The sequence below is a fragment of the Streptomyces sp. NPDC017202 genome (assembly GCF_044331705.1).
Taxonomy (GTDB): Bacteria; Actinomycetota; Actinomycetes; order Streptomycetales; family Streptomycetaceae; genus Streptomyces.
Window position 1 is genome coordinate 217,013 of sequence record NZ_JBIRNP010000009.1, and the last position, 15,788, is coordinate 232,800.

Annotated in this window: 11 protein-coding genes; 4 read left to right on the forward strand and 7 right to left on the reverse strand. The window is 74.8% G+C overall.

Annotated elements, in window-relative coordinates:
* Positions 1-59: 59 nt before the first annotated feature.
* The 6 genes from ACH4N1_RS19855 to ACH4N1_RS19880 all read right to left on the reverse strand — a co-directional run bounded on the left by ACH4N1_RS19855 (position 60) and on the right by ACH4N1_RS19880 (position 7,980).
* Positions 60-287 (reverse strand): hypothetical protein, encoded by a 228-nt coding sequence (locus ACH4N1_RS19855; RefSeq protein ID WP_398098677.1) that lies wholly within the window; start codon positions 285-287, stop codon positions 60-62.
* Positions 288-350: 63 nt separating this feature from the next.
* Positions 351-1,388, reverse strand: coding sequence for a Ppx/GppA family phosphatase (locus ACH4N1_RS19860; RefSeq protein WP_398098679.1), 1,038 nt, complete (start codon positions 1,386-1,388; stop codon positions 351-353).
* Positions 1,389-1,503: 115 nt separating this feature from the next.
* Complete coding sequence (locus tag ACH4N1_RS19865) at positions 1,504-4,356, reverse strand: NHLP bacteriocin export ABC transporter permease/ATPase subunit (RefSeq protein ID WP_398098681.1); 2,853 nt, start codon at positions 4,354-4,356, stop codon at positions 1,504-1,506.
* 1 nt (position 4,357) lies between these two features.
* Positions 4,358-6,577, reverse strand: a complete 2,220-nt coding sequence (locus ACH4N1_RS19870; RefSeq protein ID WP_398098682.1) for an NHLP family bacteriocin export ABC transporter peptidase/permease/ATPase subunit — start codon at positions 6,575-6,577, stop codon at positions 4,358-4,360.
* Positions 6,574-7,380 carry an HlyD family efflux transporter periplasmic adaptor subunit gene (locus tag ACH4N1_RS19875; protein WP_398098683.1) on the reverse strand — a complete coding sequence of 269 codons (807 nt, stop codon included), beginning with the start codon at positions 7,378-7,380 and terminating at the stop codon, positions 6,574-6,576. The genes ACH4N1_RS19870 and ACH4N1_RS19875 overlap by 4 nt, the downstream gene beginning before the upstream one ends.
* Before the next feature lie 384 nt (positions 7,381-7,764).
* The gene (locus ACH4N1_RS19880) at positions 7,765-7,980 is read right to left on the reverse strand and encodes a type A2 lantipeptide (RefSeq protein ID WP_398098685.1); all 216 of its coding nucleotides are present in this window, start codon (positions 7,978-7,980) and stop codon (positions 7,765-7,767) included.
* A gap of 680 nt (positions 7,981-8,660) precedes the next feature.
* On the opposite strand from ACH4N1_RS19880, the gene ACH4N1_RS19885 reads away from it, so the two are divergent.
* Positions 8,661-10,040 carry a S1 family peptidase gene (locus tag ACH4N1_RS19885; RefSeq protein ID WP_398098686.1) on the forward strand — a complete coding sequence of 460 codons (1,380 nt, stop codon included), beginning with the start codon at positions 8,661-8,663 and terminating at the stop codon, positions 10,038-10,040.
* Between the two features lie 181 nt (positions 10,041-10,221).
* On the opposite strand, the gene ACH4N1_RS19890 is transcribed toward ACH4N1_RS19885, so the two are convergent.
* The gene (locus ACH4N1_RS19890; RefSeq protein WP_398098782.1) at positions 10,222-12,372 is read right to left on the reverse strand and encodes a SpoIIE family protein phosphatase; all 2,151 of its coding nucleotides are present in this window, start codon (positions 12,370-12,372) and stop codon (positions 10,222-10,224) included.
* Positions 12,373-12,662: 290 nt separating this feature from the next.
* Here ACH4N1_RS19890 and ACH4N1_RS19895 point away from each other — a divergent pair, with 290 nt between their 5' ends.
* The 3 genes from ACH4N1_RS19895 to ACH4N1_RS19905 all read left to right on the forward strand — a co-directional run bounded on the left by ACH4N1_RS19895 (position 12,663) and on the right by ACH4N1_RS19905 (position 15,770).
* Positions 12,663-15,110 carry a SpoIIE family protein phosphatase gene (locus ACH4N1_RS19895; RefSeq protein ID WP_398098688.1) on the forward strand — a complete coding sequence of 816 codons (2,448 nt, stop codon included), beginning with the start codon at positions 12,663-12,665 and terminating at the stop codon, positions 15,108-15,110.
* Between the two features lie 74 nt (positions 15,111-15,184).
* Complete coding sequence (locus tag ACH4N1_RS19900) at positions 15,185-15,556, forward strand: DUF6479 family protein (RefSeq protein WP_398098690.1); 372 nt, start codon at positions 15,185-15,187, stop codon at positions 15,554-15,556.
* A gap of 28 nt (positions 15,557-15,584) precedes the next feature.
* A complete protein-coding gene (locus tag ACH4N1_RS19905; protein ID WP_398098691.1) occupies positions 15,585-15,770 on the forward strand; it encodes a hypothetical protein in 186 nt (61 codons plus the stop codon).
* Positions 15,771-15,788 lie beyond the last annotated feature (18 nt).

Sequence of the window (15,788 nt, forward strand, 5' to 3'; positions counted from 1 at the left end):
GGGCCGGGTCCCGGACCCGCGCCGGGGCGTCGTCCGGCGGCTTCGGCCCCACGGTGTCGTCAGTCCCCGCGGGAATCCTCCTGGGCGCGGGGGTTCGGGGTGATGGCCTCGCCGGCCTCACCCCGGCCGCGGCGGTTCTCCCGCTCCTCGTCGGCGCGGCGCTCGGCCTCCTCTATCTCCCGCAGCACCTCTTCGAGCGCGGTCCGGGGCGGGTCCCGCCGGTCCTTGCCGCTGTCCCGCTCCTCGGGCCCGGGCCGGTCCCCGGGGTGCTCGGCGTCCTTCGACATGGACGGCTCCCTTCCTCTCGATGCCGGGCACCGCGCTTCCGCACGGTGCCCGGCCGGTTTCGTTCAGTTCGCGGCGGCGGCCGCGACCCGCAAGGGCACCGGCTCCACGGGCACGGGCACGGGCACCGGCTCCGAGGGCGCCGGCTCCTCCGAGAGCCGGATCACCTTTGCCCACCAGGACGGGCCGTCCTCGATGTGCCGCAGCAGGACGCCCTCGCGGATCGCCCACGGGCAGACGGTGACCGTTTTGAGGCCGGTCAGCTTCATCGCCGTGTGCCCGACGACCGCCCCGGCCAGGCTCTGCGCGGCGCGCGGCGCGGAGATGCCGGGCAGCTCGGCACGGGCCGCGACCGGCAGCCGCGCCAGCCGGACCACCGCCTCGCCCAGATCGGCGGAGTTCAGCGTGCGGGCGACGAACGGGCCGTGGCGGCCGGGCGGCGCCCCGCACAACCGGGCCAGCTGCTGGAACGTACGGGAGGTGACCACCGCGGTGCGCGGCCCCTCCCAGCGGATCCGGGCGGCCACGTCCCGCAGCTGGTGGCGGACCTTGCGGCGCAGCTCGCGCACCCGGTGCGGGGGCGGCGGGTCCTCGTCCGCGAAGAACTCGTGGGTCAGCCGTCCGGCCCCCAGCGGCAGCGACGCCACGAAGTCCGGCAGCCGGCCCCGCCCGAACGCCACCTCGAAGGAGCCGCCGCCGATGTCCATCAGCGCGAGCGGCCCCACCCGCCAGCCCATCCAGCGCCGCGCCCCGAGGAACGTCAGCTCGGCCTCCACCTCGCCCGGCAGGGTGCACAGCGGGACACCGCCGCGCGCGGTGACCGCGTGCAGCACCTCCCGCCGGTTCGGTGCGTTGCGCACCATGGCCGTCGCGAAGGCCAGCGGGCTCGTCGCGCCCCAGTGGGCCGCCGTACGGTTCGCGGCGGCGACCGCGTCGCCCAGGCGCTCGATCGCCTCGTCGGGTATGGGTTCGCCCGGCTCGACCCGTTCGGACAGCCGCAGCCGCCACTTCGCCGTGTGCACCGGCAGCGGCACGCCGTCCTGCGCGTCCGCCACCACCAGCCGCACGGTGTGGGACCCCACGTCCAGCACGCTGATTCTCATGGCCGGGCGAGTACCCGGCACAGCCGCCCCCTACGTCACGCCGCGGCTGCCGACTTCCTCACACGGACGCCGCGGGCGCCGGGGACCGGGCGGCCCGACGGCGGGTGCCGCCGCCTCAGGCCAGCTGCCGCCGCACCAGTTCGCGCAGCCGGCCGCCGGTGTCGGCGAGCAGCCGGGACGGCGGCCCCTCCTCGACGACCTTGCCGTCCTCCATGACCACGACCCGGTCGGCGTCCAGCACCGTCGACAGACGGTGGGCGATGACGACACGGGTGGCGTCGAGCCCCCGGGTGCTGTCGATGACCGTGCGCTGGGTCTCGTTGTCCAGGGCGCTGGTCGCCTCGTCGAGGAAGAGGATCCGCGGCCGCCGGATCAGCGCCTGGGCGATCATCAGCCGCTGGCGCTGACCGCCCGAGACCGAGCCGCTGCCCGAGACGATCGTGTGCAGCCCCATCGGCATCCGCTCGATGTCCTGCGCGAGCCCCGCCATCGCGGCCGCCGCCATCGCCTCCTCGGGCGTGTACGAACCGGTGCCGCAGATGACGTCCAGGATCGAGCCGGTGAACGGCTGGGCGTGCTGGAGCACCACCCCGCACTGCCGGCGCACGGCCGACTGGTCGAGGGCCGCCAGGTCCTGCCCGTCGTACAGCACGCTGCCCGAGACCGGGCGGTCGAAGCCGATCAGCAGGCGCAGCAGGGTGGACTTGCCGCAGCCGCTGGGGCCGACGATCGCCACGAACTCGCCCGGCCGCACCTCGAAGGAGACGTCGTCCAGGACCAGGGGGCCGTCGTCGGAGTAGCGGAACGACAGCCGGCGGGCCTCCACCGCGCCGGACAGCGGACCCGGCCGGGCGCCGGTCGCCCGCACCTCCGGGGTGGCCTCCAGCACCGGCCGGATCTCCTCGAACAGCGGCAGCGCGGCCACCGCCGACACGAACGCGCCGGTCAGCGAGGTCACCGAGGTGAGGAGCATCGTCATCGACGTGTGGAAGGTGAGGAAGTCCGCCGCCGACAGCGCGCCGCGCGCCGGACCGGCCAGCAGCACGAACATCAGCAGCGAGCACAGCGGCAGGTGGACCGCGCCGAGCACGGTGCTGAGGTTCTTGATCCGGCCGAGCCGCTGCTGGAGTTCGCGGCTGCGGGCGAACCGGCCGGCCCAGGCGGCGTAGGCGTAGTTCTCGGCGGCCGCGATCCGCAGCTTCGGCAGGCCCCGCAGGGTCTGGAACGCCTGGTTGTTCAGCTTGTTGGAGAGCGTGACCAGCCTGCGCTGCCAGCGCACCTGCCACAGCCCGAGCCCCAGGAACACGGCGGCGACGACGGTGAGCATGCCGATCGCGGCCAGTGCCAGCGGGACGCTGTACCAGAGCAGCAGGCCCAGGTTCACGGCGCCGACGGTGACGGACTGGACGACCGACGGGCCGAGGCCCGCCAGCAGCCGGCGGATCGCGCTGACGCCCATGGCCGCGCTCGCCAGCTCACCCGTGGAGCGTTCGGCGAAGAACCTCGTCGGCAGCCGCAGCAGCCGGTCCCACACGGCCGGCTGGAGCGTGGCCTCGATGCGGCCCTCCAGCCGCAGGATCGTCATGTTCTGCAGCAGCATGAACACCGCCGCGACCACGCCGCCGACCAGCACGGCGAGGCACGCCTGGCCGATCGGCCCCTGCTGGGCCCTCGGCACGTACTCGCCGAGCACCTTGCCGGTGGCGATGGGCACCAGCGCGCCGACCGCCACCGTGACGAGCCCGCTGAGCAGCAGGTTCGTCAGGTCGCGGCCGGTGCCCCGGATGCTGAACCGCAGCAGTCCCAGCGGACCGAGCCGCCCCTCGGGCAGCGGGCGGTAGAACATGACGGCCCGCGGTGCGAACTCGGCCGCGTTGGCCTTCTCCACCGGTGTCTCGCGGCCGGTCGCGGGATGGACGGCGACGTAGCCGCCGCGCCGCCACAGCAGGGCGACCGGCGCCCCCGACAGCATCCGGTGGCCGACCAGCGGGCCGACGTCGTCGCGCCACCAGCGGCGGTCCAGCCGCACGGCGCGGGTGCGTACGCGGGAGGCCAGCGCGATCCGCTCGACCGGGTCGAGACGGTCGTCGCCGGCGCCCGTCCGGGCGGGCTCCACCAGGGCGATGCCGGCCGCCCGCGCGACCAGCCGGCAGGCGGCGAACGTGGCGTCCGCGTCGGCGGCCGTCGCGCGCGGCCCCGCCTTCTGGCCGATCGACGCCAGCAGGGTCCGGTCGGCCTGCGCGCGCACCGCCTCACCGGCCTTGATGCCGGCGGCCGTGCGGGTCTCGTGGGTGTCCTCCAACTGCTCGATCCAGCGGTCCAGGGCGGTCAGCAGGCGGTACTGCTGGTCGACCACGGACTGCCACAGGGCCGGGTCCATCAGCAGGTCGGCGGCGGCCTCCGCCCCGTACAGCGAGCCGTACCGGACACTGCCGGGCGGCACCTGCATCCAGAACACGTCGTCGTCGTCCCGCGCGCCCGCCCGCGCCCGCGCCGCGGCGGCCCCGTCCTCCGCGGGCCGCCCGTCGGCCGTCGGCGCCTGGAAGAGGACGGCCAGTCCGCGGCCGACGCCGAGGGCGAGGGCGTACTCCAGCGGGCTCGACGCGGGCGGTACGTGCGAGGGGTTGCCGTACTCGTCACAGGACCAGGCCCGGGTGTCCGCCGGCTGGTACAGCTCCCGCAGGGCGATCCGGTGGACCACGCAGTCGCGCAGCGGGCGGGCCACCAGGGTGTGCCGGGGGCCGGCGACCGGGCCGAGCAGCAGTGCGCCCGCCTCCAGCCGGCCCAGGTGGTGCCAGTGGCCCTGCTGCCCGGCGTCCACCGCGAACAGGTCCAGCGCGCCGGCGGCGACCAGCCACAGCACCTGCGGGCCCTCCAGGTCGAGCCGGCCGGTCCCGGCGCGGTCCACCCGCGTGCCCGTCCGCCCCAGCGCCGACAGGACGACATCGCCTTCGGGTACGGCCGTCATCTCATCGCTCCCTGACCAGTGCCGAGTACGCCCCGCCGCGCGCGAGGAGCTCCTCGTGGCGTCCGCGCTCCACGACCGTGCCGTGTGCGAGGACGACGATCTCGTCGCTGTCGCGGACCGTGCTGAGCCGGTGGGCGATCACCACGCAGGCGCAGCCGCGCCGGCGCAGGTTGTCCATGACGATCTGCTCGGTCTCCGCGTCCAGCGCGCTGGTCACCTCGTCCAGCACCAGGACGCTGGGCCGGCGCACCAACGCCCTCGCGATCTCCAGGCGTTGGCGCTGCCCGCCGGAGAAGTTGCGGCCGTCCTGCTCCACCCGGCCGTGGATGCCGCCGGGCCGCCGCACGACGACGTCGTACAGGGCGGCGTCCCGCAGCGCCTCCACCACCGCGTCGTCGGGGATCGAGGGGTCCCACAGCGCCACGTTGTCGCGGACCGTGCCCTCGAAGAGGAACACCTCCTGGTCGACGAAGGAGACCGAGGCGGCGAGCGCCCCGCGCGGGATGTCCTCCAGTCGCTGTCCGTCGATGCGGATCACGCCCTCCCACGGCGCGTACAGCCCCGAGATCAGCCGGGACACCGTCGACTTGCCGCTGCCCGAGCCGCCCACCAGCGCCACCTGCTGCCCCGGCCCGACACTCAGGTCGAAGCCGGTCAGCAGCGGCTCGTCCAGCGGGCTGTAGCCGAAGCCGACGTTCTCCAGCTCGACGTGGCCGCGCAGCCGGCGGGTGCAGTCGCCGCCGGAGCGGCGGTCGTAGAGCGGGTCGGCCCGGAAGTTCTCCACGTCCTTCAGCCGGGCCACGTCCGCCGCGAAGTCCTGGATGCGTCCCGCGACGCCGTTGAGCCGGGTCAGGGGAGCGGTGAAGCGGGCGACCAGCGACTGGAAGGCGACCAGCAGGCCCACCGAGACGGCGCCCTCGATCGCCCGCATCCCGCCGATCCACAGGATCAGCGCGCTGTTGACGGTCGCGAGGGTCGGCGCGACCACGCCCAGCCAGGCGCTCGGCACACCGAGCCGCTGCTGCTCCTCCAGCGTGGTGGCGTGCTGCCCCGCCCACTTGCGGAAGTAGCCGTCCTCACCGCCGGTCGCCTTCATGGTCTCGATCAACTGGAGTCCGGTGTAAGCCGTGTTGGTCAGTCGCGCGTTGTCCGCGCGCAGCTTCGCCGTACGGGTCGCGCGGAGCCGGATCACCACCCGCATGGCGACCAGGTTCAGCAGGGCCACGCCGACGCCGACGAACGTCAGCTGCGGGTCGTAGGTGTAGAGGAGGACCGCGTACAGGACGACGACCACCGCGTCCACGCCCGCCGACGCGAGGTCGCGGGCCAGGGTCTCGGCCACCGCGTCGTTCGACTGGAGGCGCTGCACCAGGTCGGCCGGGCTGCGCTGGGAGAAGAAGGTGACCGGCAGCCGCAGCAGATGGCGCAGGAAGCGGGCGCTGGACAGGGTCGAGGAGACGATCCGGCCGTGGTGCAGGTTGGCCTGCTGGAGCCAGGTCAGCGCGAGGGTGAGCAGCACGCACGCGCCCATGGACGCGAACAGCACGTCCAGCAGCGAGGTCTGACCGTCTATCAGGAACATGTCGATCCAGGTCCGGCTCAACGCCGGGACGGCCGCGCCCACGGCGACCAGCAGCAGGCTCGCCAGCACGGCGGCCGGCAGGGTGCCCGCGGTGCCGCGCAGCCGGGCCGGCATCGCGCCCAGCACGCCCGGTCTGCGCCCGCCGCGCTCGAAGTCACCGCCCGGCTCCAGCACCAGGACCACACCGGTGAAGCTGCCGTCGAAGTCCTCCATCGGCACGAACCGGCGGCCCTTGCCGGGGTCGTTGACGAAGACGCCCCGGCGGCCGAAGCGGCGGCCCAGGCCCTCGTAGACGACGTAGTGGTTGAACTCCCAGAAGAGGATCGCGGGCGCCCGCACCTCGGCGAGAGCCGCCAGGTCCATCTGCATGCCCTTGGCGGTGAGGCCGTAACTCCGGGCCGCCTTCAGCAGGTTGCTCGCGCGTGAGCCGTCCCGCGACACCCCGCACGCGATGCGCAGCTCCTCCAGCGGGACGTGCCGGCCGTAGTGGCCGAGGACCATGGCGAGGGAGGCGGCACCGCACTCCACGGCCTCCATCTGGAGCACGGTGGGCGTGCGGACGGTCTTCGTCCGGCCCGTGGGGAGCGAACGCCGGGGCGGCGCGGCCCGCCGTCTGCCGCGGGTGCCGGTCGCGGTCACGGGAGCAGCCAATCGAGGGGGCGCCGGTCGGCCAGCCGGATCGACGCCGTGGCCAGGGTCATGGAGGTGAGCGCGTACGGCGGCCCGTCCGCGGACGACCACCGGTAGCCGCTCGTCGTCGCGGAGGACGTGTCGAGACGGACCAGGACCGCCACCGGGCGGCCCTCCTTCGTGAACTGCTCGCCCAGTTGGCCGTCACCGAGGAAGGCGGCGATCCGCCGTGCCGACTGCGCCGCCCGGTCCACCGACTTCACGTGGCCGCGCAGCACGCCGTACCGCTGGGACGGCACGGTCTGCACGGTCAGGTCGACGGCCGCGTCCGCGGGGACGGAGCCCGCGTTCTCCGCCGGGACGTACACCGTGGCGTACAGCGGGGCGCCTGCGTCCGCGACCTTCTCCACGGCGGCGACGTCCGCGCCGGTCGCGACGATCTGCCCGAGGGCGGTGGCCAGCGCGGTGATCCGGCCCGCGGCGACCGTGCGCACCACGGTCTCGCCGTCGGCCGTCCGCACCCTCAGGACGGGGGAGCCGGCGGGAAGCCGCTCGCCCTCCTCCGCGAGGACCGCGGTGACCTGGCCGGCCGCGGGGCTCTGAAGGATGTAGCTGCCCTCGCCGTGGGTGAGGACGGCGGGCGCGCTCACGGTGGAGGCGACCGAACCGGTCACCGCCCACACCGACGCGGCGGCCATGACGGCCACGGTCACGGACAGCACCAGCCACCCCTGGGGGCGGGCGAACCGCACCGGCAGGTCGAGTTCCTCCGGCGACCGGAGCTTGGTGAGGGCCTGTTGGCGGAACTGCACGGGTCCTCCCTCGGGGTTTCACGGCACCGACTCGGCGGGTATGGCACCGATTCGGGTCGGTAGGGCACCGATTCGGCGGGTACGGCACCGACTCGGCGGGCACGGCACCGACCGGCGGGTATGGCACCGATTCAGCGGGTACGGCACCGACTCGGCGGGCACGGCACCGACCGGCGGGTATGGCACCGATTCGGCGGGCACGGCACCGATTCGGCGGGTACGGCACCGATTCGGCGGGTATGGCACCGATTCGGGTCGGTAGGGCACCGACTCGGCGGGTACGGCACCGACTTGGCGGGCACTGCCCCGACTGGGGCGGTACGGCGCCGAAGAGTCCCGGAACCGGGTGCCGGCTCCGGGACTCAAGGGGTCACGCGGCTGCGATCAGAGACCGGCGACCAGGTTGGTGACCGGGGCGGTGCTCAGGCCGGTCGTGCCCTCCACGGTGCCGACGACGGTGTCGACCAGGCCCGAGACGGGGGCGATGCCGTCCACCAGGCCGGTGACGGTGCCGACGGCGTTCACGGACAGGCCGCCGGAGACGTTGTCGAGGTCGGCGTCGGTGATCTCGGCGGTCTGGACCTGGGGGGTGGAGTTCATGGGGGAACTTCCCTTCGTATGGATGTCTCACAAGGGGGGAGCGGCCCCCTCCGGTGACAGATGACGGCCGCGACCGCGGGCGCCGAAGGCCCGTTTCCACGGACCCCGGCGGACCCGGCGGTGCGATGGATCAAAGCAGGTCCGCCGTCGGCGCATCCAATCAATCACCGCTCTCACCAGGGCACTCGCGTCACAACGGCGTCACAGCGTGCAGGTGCGGCCACGCCTTGTCGGCGACTTCTTCACAGCCCCGGCCGGGATCGCTCCGACGAGTGACGCGCACCTTCGCGGCGAATCCGGCACACCCGCCCCAATGCCGCGGCGGGGCCTGCCGGGTTGTGCAGAAGCTCCGCGTCCCGTGACCCGCTTGGGCAATCGGTGTGCAGATTCCCTGAAGCGCGGATTCCGCTCCCGGACCGGCACGTTCCGTCAGCGGCCGGTCACCTCGGGTGCCGCCCCGGGCCGCCGGGGCGGCGATCACCGTCGAGGTGCGGGCGGTGGTTCCCCGGCCGCCGGTCCCGGGCTGCCGGTCATGGCCGATTCACGTGTTCGCAAAGGAAGTTGGCAAACAGCGTTGAACGCACCACGCGCCCCCTGCGTACCCATCGGCAAGCAGGCGCCGCTGTACGGAGCTGCCACCCCCGGCAGCCGGACCCCGTCCCCCCAGGAGGTCGAGTTTCTTGAGTCACAAGCGAATTCCGAAGCGCAAGGCCGCGATAGCGCTGGGCGGTGTCGCGGCGCTCGGAGCGGCGGCACTCCTGCTTCCGCACGCCAACGCCTCCCAGGACGGCGGCGGCACGGCCGCCGCGGCGCCGAAGACCCTGAAGGCGGCGGACGCCTCGGACCTCGCCTCCCAGCTGCGGACCCTGCTCGGCGAAGCCTTCGCGGGCTCGTACTACGACACCGGCCGCAAGCAGCTCGTCGTGAACGTCGCCGACGTCTCCGGCGACCGGAACGACGCCATCGCCCAGGCCGAGAAGGCCGGCGCGGAGATACGCGAGGTCGAGAACAGCACCGCCGAACTCGAGGCCGCCGCCAAGACCCTCAGGGCCGACGCGACCATCCCGGGCACCGCCTGGGCGGTCGACCCCCGCACCAACAAGATCCTCGTCACCGCCGACTCCACGGTCACCGGCGGCAAGTGGGACCGGCTGGAGTCGACCGTCCGCGGCCTCGGCGACAAAACGGCCACCATCAAGAAGTCGGCCGGCACCTTCAAGACCTTCGCCTCGGGCGGCGACGCCATCTTCGCCGGCGGAGCGCGCTGCTCGCTCGGCTTCAACGTCACCGCGGGAGACGGCTCCCCGGCCTTCCTGACGGCCGGTCACTGCGGGGTCGCGGCCGAGGCCTGGTCCGACTCCGCGGCCGGTGAGCCCATCGCCACCGTCGACCAGGCCGTCTTCCCCGGCGACGGCGACTTCGCACTCGTGAAGTACGACGACCCGGCCACGGTCGCCCCGAGCGAGGTCGACCTCGGCGACCGGACCGTCCAGATCTCGGGGGCCGCCGACGCGACCGTCGGCACCCAGGTCTTCCGGATGGGCAGCACCACCGGTCTCGCCGACGGACAGGTCCTCGGCCTCGACGCCACCGTCAACTACCCCGAGGGCACCGTCACGGGCCTCATCCAGACCGACGTGTGCGCCGAGCCCGGTGACAGCGGCGGCTCGCTGTTCACCCAGGACGGCCTCGCGATCGGCCTGACCTCCGGCGGCAGCGGCGACTGCACGGCCGGCGGCGAGACCTTCTTCCAGCCGGTGACCACCGCCCTGGAAGCGGTCGGCGCGACCTTCGGCGACGGCGGGGCCGGCGCGGGGATCGGTGCCGAGGACGGCGTCGGCGGCGAGGAGGCCGGCGCGGGCGCCGGCGCTGGTGACGCTGCTGGTGACGGGGCCGACGCGGGCGCGGGTGCCGGTGCCGGCGAGCAGGCCGGTCAGGAAGCGGGTGGCCAGGAGGCCGGCGGTGACGCCGGTGCCGGTGCCGGTGCCGGTGCTGATGCCGGGGCCGAGGGCCACGACGGCGGCGTCCAGGACGACTCCGGGCTGACCGGGACCCACTGACGCACCGCTCGACCCGCGCGCCCGGCACCACCCGCCGGACGCTCCCACCGGTCCGGCCGGTGCCACGGTCCGACCCTCCCCCCCCCGGAGGGTCGGGCCGTGGCGTCCCCCCGCCACGAAACCCCCTCGACGGCCCGTCGGCCACCGCCCGGACCGCCGCGAGAACCCTCCTGGCGAACCGTCAGTCCCCGTCATGGGCCGTCGCGCGCAGCAACAGCAGCGCCACGTCGTCGATCCGCTCCTCCGCCGCCGTGTCGTGCCCCACCAGCTCGTCGGCCAGCTCCTCCAGCGGCAGGTCGCCCGCCTCGCCCAGCCGCCGCCCCAGGCCGGCCACCGCGTCCTCGATGTCCACCCCCGGCGACTCGATCAGCCCGTCGGTGTAGAGGGCGAGCACACAGCCGGGTGACAGCTCGATCTCCGTGGTCGGGTACGTCGCCTCCGGGTCGATGCCCAGCAGCGGCCCGCCCGCCAGGTCGAGGACCCGCACCCGCCCGTCCGGCCGCCGCAGCAGGGGCGGCGGATGCCCGGCCCGCGCCATCACCGCCCGGCCGCGCGCCGGGTCGAGCCGCAGGTACAGGCAGCTCGCGAACAGGTCCGTGCCCAGGTCGATCATCAGCCGGTTGGTGCTGCTCATCACCTCGGCCGGCTCCTGGCCCACGGTCGTGTACGCCCGTACGGCCGTGCGGAGCTGCCCCATCAGGCCCGCCGCCGTCACGTTGTGCCCCTGCACGTCCCCGATCACGGCCGCCGGCAGCGGTTGCGAGGGCACCAGGTCGTAGAAGTCGCCGCCGATCTCCATCCCGTGGGAGGCCGGCAGGTAGCGGGCGCTCGCCTCGATGCCGGGCAGGGACGGCAGCGAGTGCGGGAGCAGGGCCGCCTGGAGGCCGTGCGCGAGCCGGTGCTTGGCGTCGTACAGCAGGGCCCGGTCCAGGGCCTGCGCGACCAGCCCGGCCAGGCTGGTCAGGACCGCGCGTTCGTGCGTGGAGAAGTCGTGCGGTTCGGCGTAGGCCAGGACGCACACCCCCACCGGGCGGCCCGAGGCGATCAGCGGCAGATAGGCCCAGGCGGCGAAGCCGTCGGAGGCGAACTGCCGCGCGGGGTAGAGGTGCTCCACCTGGCTGCGGGAGGCGAAGAACGCGGGCACTCCGTGGGTGACCGCGTGCGTGCCGGGGGTGGGGGAGGCCAGCGGCATCCCGTCGAACCGCTCCACCACGTGCGGGTCCCGGTAGCCGTGGTGCCCGAGCACGTGCAGCCGGCCCGCCCGCGCGCCGAGCAGTGCCAGGGCCCCGCTGCCCACGGCCGGCGCGATCTCCTCGGCCACCAGCCGCACCACGTCCTGCACGCTCACCGTCTCGGTCAGCGCCCCGGCCAGGCTCAGCGCCTGCGACATCGACACCAGCGGGGGCGGGGTGTCGTCGCCGCGCACGGCCGCGGGCGGGGTCGTCACCGACACCGCCCGCGCCCGGACCACCCGCACGGTGGTCCCCGTGGCGGTGGGGTACAGCCGGAAGGACAGCCAGTCCGAGGGCGGGCGCAGTGCCACGAAGGACGTGACGTGCCGGCTGATCAACGCGGCCCGGTAGCGCTCCTCGTACATCGGATCGGCCAGCCACGGCACCGACGCCCACAGCGGGGCGCCCAGCAGCTCGTCCACCGGGACGCCGAGCAGGTCGGCCGCGGCCGGGTTGGCGAACACCACCCGCCCGGTCAGATCCAGCGAGCAGAGCCCGTACGGCAGCCGGGCCACCAGCCGCGCCGCCTCCACCGTGCCCAGCGTGTCCGCGACCCCGGCGTGCCCCGCGACCGACGGATCGGCCTCGGCGCGCACCGGACGGTTCTCGGCGGCGGCCCGCTCCAGCCGCAGCGCCAGCCGCTCGCAGCCCGTCCGCAGCTCGCGCCGCTCCCGGTCGGACAGCTCCGGCGGGTGCGAACCGGGCCAGGTCACGAAGACCCCGCCGTACACCTTCGAACCGGTCGCCAGCGGCAGCGCGGCCATCGCGAACGGGTACGGCAGGACCATGGCGACCCGCGGATAGGAGCGGGCCATCTCCTCCTCGCCGCCCACCCACACCAGCCGCCGCTCCCGCACCGCGCGGGCCACCGGGATCTGCGCACCGAGTCCCATCCGCTGCCAGGGCGCCGCGAACGACCGGGGCAGCCCCGCCATCACCGCCATCTCCAGCACCGGCTCGTCGTCCGGCAGCAGGTAGACCGCACCGGAGTGCGCCCCGACGGCGTCCATCATCGCCGTCAGCGCCGGCGACAGGACCGCCCGTCCGACCGGATCCCCGGGCGCCCGGCCGGACCGCTGTCCCTCGGACACGGCGCCCACCTCCTCGCCCGGCCGTACGATCCCGGGCAATCAAATCTGCCCCCTGGCGACCGCGAGCGCACGGCGAGAGCGGTGCCGACGGTCGAGCGGCCGTACGCCGTCGACCGGTACGAGACCCGGGAGTCCGGCCCGCTCCGGATCGCTCCGGACCGGCAGGGCGGGGGAGGAAGGGGCCGGAGCAGGGCGGGCGGCCGGGCCGCGCACGCGTCCGCGGGCCTCCCGTCCCCGGCGACCTCTCGGTGTCGTCGCAAGGGCTGCGGGAACGTCCCATAAGCGCTGTAATTACGGTCGTGGTCAGTCAGGGTGCTGCGGAGCGCAAGGCGAGAGCCCTGCGTGTCGAAGTTGCCCTGAGGACGGTCCTGGGCGGCCCCGCCTCACCGGAACGGATGCGGCGCGTCCTCGAACAGGCCCTGGTCTTCTCGAGCGCGAGCCTGGCCGCCGTCTACACGCCCGGCGAGGACGGCGACCTGCTCTGTCTGATCGAGTCGGCCGGCGCCCCCAGGACCCTGTACGGGCTGCGGGAGAGCTACCCCCTCGACGGACGGTCCCCGGCCGCCGACGTCCACCGCACCGGGGTTCCCCTGTGGCTGGACCCCGAGCAGCTCGCCGACTGCCCGGACTCGCGCCGGATGCCCGCCGGGGACGTCCACCTCGCCGCCCTGCCCGTGGGCGACGGCGACGGCGGCTGCCTGATCGCCGTCAGCGAGCACCCCCGCGGCTTCGACACCGGCGACCGGGCCTGTCTGGAACTCGTCGCCGAGGCCGTCTCCCTGCCCGTCCCCGGCGAGCCCGACGAGGTCGAGGAGCTGCGCGCCAACTCCTTCAGCCTCGCCATGGACACCGGCCGGGTCGAGGTCGGCGACGAGATCCTGGACCTGTTCGGCCTGCGCCGGCACGACTTCGACGGCCGGGTCGAGACCCTGCTCGGCCACACCGTCCCGGACGACCTGCCCGCGCTGATGTCCGTGGTCGAGGCCGACCACATGTCCATCGGCGAACGCGAGCTGGAGTTCCGGGTGCTGCGGGCCGACGGCGGCCCGCCCCGCTGGCTGCGGCTGCGCGGCCGTCTCCTGCCCGGCGCCGAGGGGCACCCGGCCCGGCTCGCCGGGACCGTCGCCGACGTCTCCACCGTGCGCTCCGGCGTCACCGACGTGGCCCGCGTGCAACGCCTGGCCGCCGCCCTCGCCACCGCGGGCACGGTCCGTGACGTCAGCCAGGCCGTCGTGTCCGCGCTGCGGCTCCCGCTGCGGGCCGACCGGATCGCGCTGGCCGAACTGGAGAACGACCGCCTCGTCGTGACCGTCCTCGACCCTCCCGAACCCGAGTCCTGGCCCGAACTGTGGCGGCTGGAGTGGCGCACCGAGTGGCCGGACGCGCCCGTGCGCACCATGCCCACCCTCGCCGCCGCCCTCCGCGAGGGGCGGGCCCGGATCTGGCCCGCCGGCACCCCCCTGGAGCCGGCCCTCGCCGACGTCGGCCCCGGCGGCCTCGCCGTCCTGCCGCTGTCCGCCGGGGGCCGCATGGCCGGCGCCTGCCTGATCGGCTGGGACACCCCGCACGACTTCGGGCCCGACGAACGCGCCCTGCTCACCGCCTCCGCCGGACTCGTCGGCCAGGCCCTGATGCGCGCCCACGCCTTCGACGCCGAGCACGAACTCGTCGGCATGCTCCAGCGCCAGCTGCTGCCCCGCCGGCTGCCGAAACTCCCCGGCGCGGTCGCCGTCGCCCGCTATCTGCCGGCCACCGCCGGCCTGGAGGTCGGCGGCGACTGGTACGACGTGATCCCGCTGCCCGACAACCATGTGGCCCTCGTGATCGGCGACGTCCAGGGGCACAGCACCGGTGCCGCCACGCTCATGGGCCAGATGCGCACCGCCCTGCGCGCCTACGCGGCCGAGGGGCATCCGCCGGACGTGGTGGTCTCGCACGCCAACCGGCTCCTGATGGAGCTGGAGACGGACCTCTTCGCCACCTGCTGCTACGTCGAGGTCGACCTGGAGGCCGGCACCGCCTGGTGCGTCCGCGCCGGGCACCCGCCGCCCGTGCTGCGCCACCCGGACGGCGCAACGGAGATCGCCGAGTCCGACGGCGGCCCCCCGCTCGGCGTCGTCACCCAGGCCGACTTCCCGATGACCCCGCTGCGGCTGGTGCCCGGCACCGTGATCGCCCTGACCACGGACGGGCTCGTGGAGTCCGCCGCCATGGACATCGACACCGGCATGGACCGCCTCGCGCACGAACTGTCCGTGTCCGACCCCGCCCACCTGGGCCTCGTCGCCGACGCCCTGCTCGGCAACGCCCACCGCGACGACGACGTCGCCCTGCTCCTGATGCGCTACGACGGCATGGCCGTACTGCCGCTGCGCGAGGGCTGGACGGTGTGGCGGGTCCCCGAGGCCGCCCGGCACGCCCGCCGCTTCACCCGGCGCAGCCTGCGGGCCTGGGGCGTGCCGGCGGACGCCACGGACGCGGCCCTGCTGGTCGTCTCCGAACTCGTCACCAACGCCCTCGTGCACACCGACGGCCCGGTCCGCCTCGACCTCGTGCTCGTCGGCCACCGGCTGCGCATCTCCGTCACCGACACCTCGGCGCGCACGCCCGTCAAACCGACCGGCCTGGGCTGGGAGGCCACCGGAGGCCGCGGCATCCTCCTCGTGGAAGCCGTGTCCGACACCTGGGGAACGCTGCCGGTCAGCGGCGGCAAGCAGGTGTGGAGCGAGCTGCTGACGGAGGGATGAGCGGGAGGGACGGGCCAAAGGAGCCCCGGCGGCACTCCGGGTGTTCCCGGGCGCGCGCAGGGTACCCGGCGTCCATGAACACCCTTGCCACCGCCGTACTGGCGGCCTCCGGAAAGTCGGCTCTGGCCACCGTCGCCTTCGTCGTCGTGGGCGTCGCGCTCGTCGGCGGTCTGATCTGGGCCTTCCGGCTCGGCGCCAGGATCCGCAGCCGCGAGCCCGCCCCGCCGCGTCCCGAGGAGCAGCCCCGGATGCCCGCGTCGGGCCCGGTGCGGGAGAGCCACGGGACGCGCGAGCCCAACGAGATGCCGCGGTCGCAGAACGGCGAGCGCCTCACCCCGCACGAGCTGCGGACCACCGGCAGCCGCGAGAGCGACGACCAGAGCCGCCCCCGCTGGGACTCGGGCTCCGGCGGCTCCTTCGGCAGCGGTGGCCCCGGTGCCCGCTGACCGTGACGCAGAAAGGCGATGAACGACCGTGACGACCTCACCCCTGGCCGACCGACCCGCCGCCCACGGACCCGAGACGGGCTGGGCCACGGCCCGCCGCCTGCGCGGCGCCAGGGCCGGGCTCCGCACCTGGGTACCGGCCGTGGAACCCCCCGCCGCCGCGCCCGCGGCGCGCGGCGGCCCGGAGGGCAACATCGTCAGGGGTGAGGACTGAGAGGACCCCGCGGGAACC

What these genes read in the sequence shown, in the direction of transcription:
- ACH4N1_RS19865 (WP_398098681.1), bottom strand. Translation starts at nt 4,356, where the DNA reads ATGACGGCCGTACCCGAAGGCGATGTCGTCCTGTCGGCGCTGGGGCGG.
- ACH4N1_RS19900 (WP_398098690.1), top strand. Translation starts at nt 15,185, where the DNA reads ATGAACACCCTTGCCACCGCCGTACTGGCGGCCTCCGGAAAGTCGGCT.
- ACH4N1_RS19880 (WP_398098685.1), bottom strand. Translation starts at nt 7,980, where the DNA reads ATGAACTCCACCCCCCAGGTCCAGACCGCCGAGATCACCGACGCCGAC.
- ACH4N1_RS19860 (WP_398098679.1), bottom strand. Translation starts at nt 1,388, where the DNA reads ATGAGAATCAGCGTGCTGGACGTGGGGTCCCACACCGTGCGGCTGGTG.
- ACH4N1_RS19855 (WP_398098677.1), bottom strand. Translation starts at nt 287, where the DNA reads ATGTCGAAGGACGCCGAGCACCCCGGGGACCGGCCCGGGCCCGAGGAG.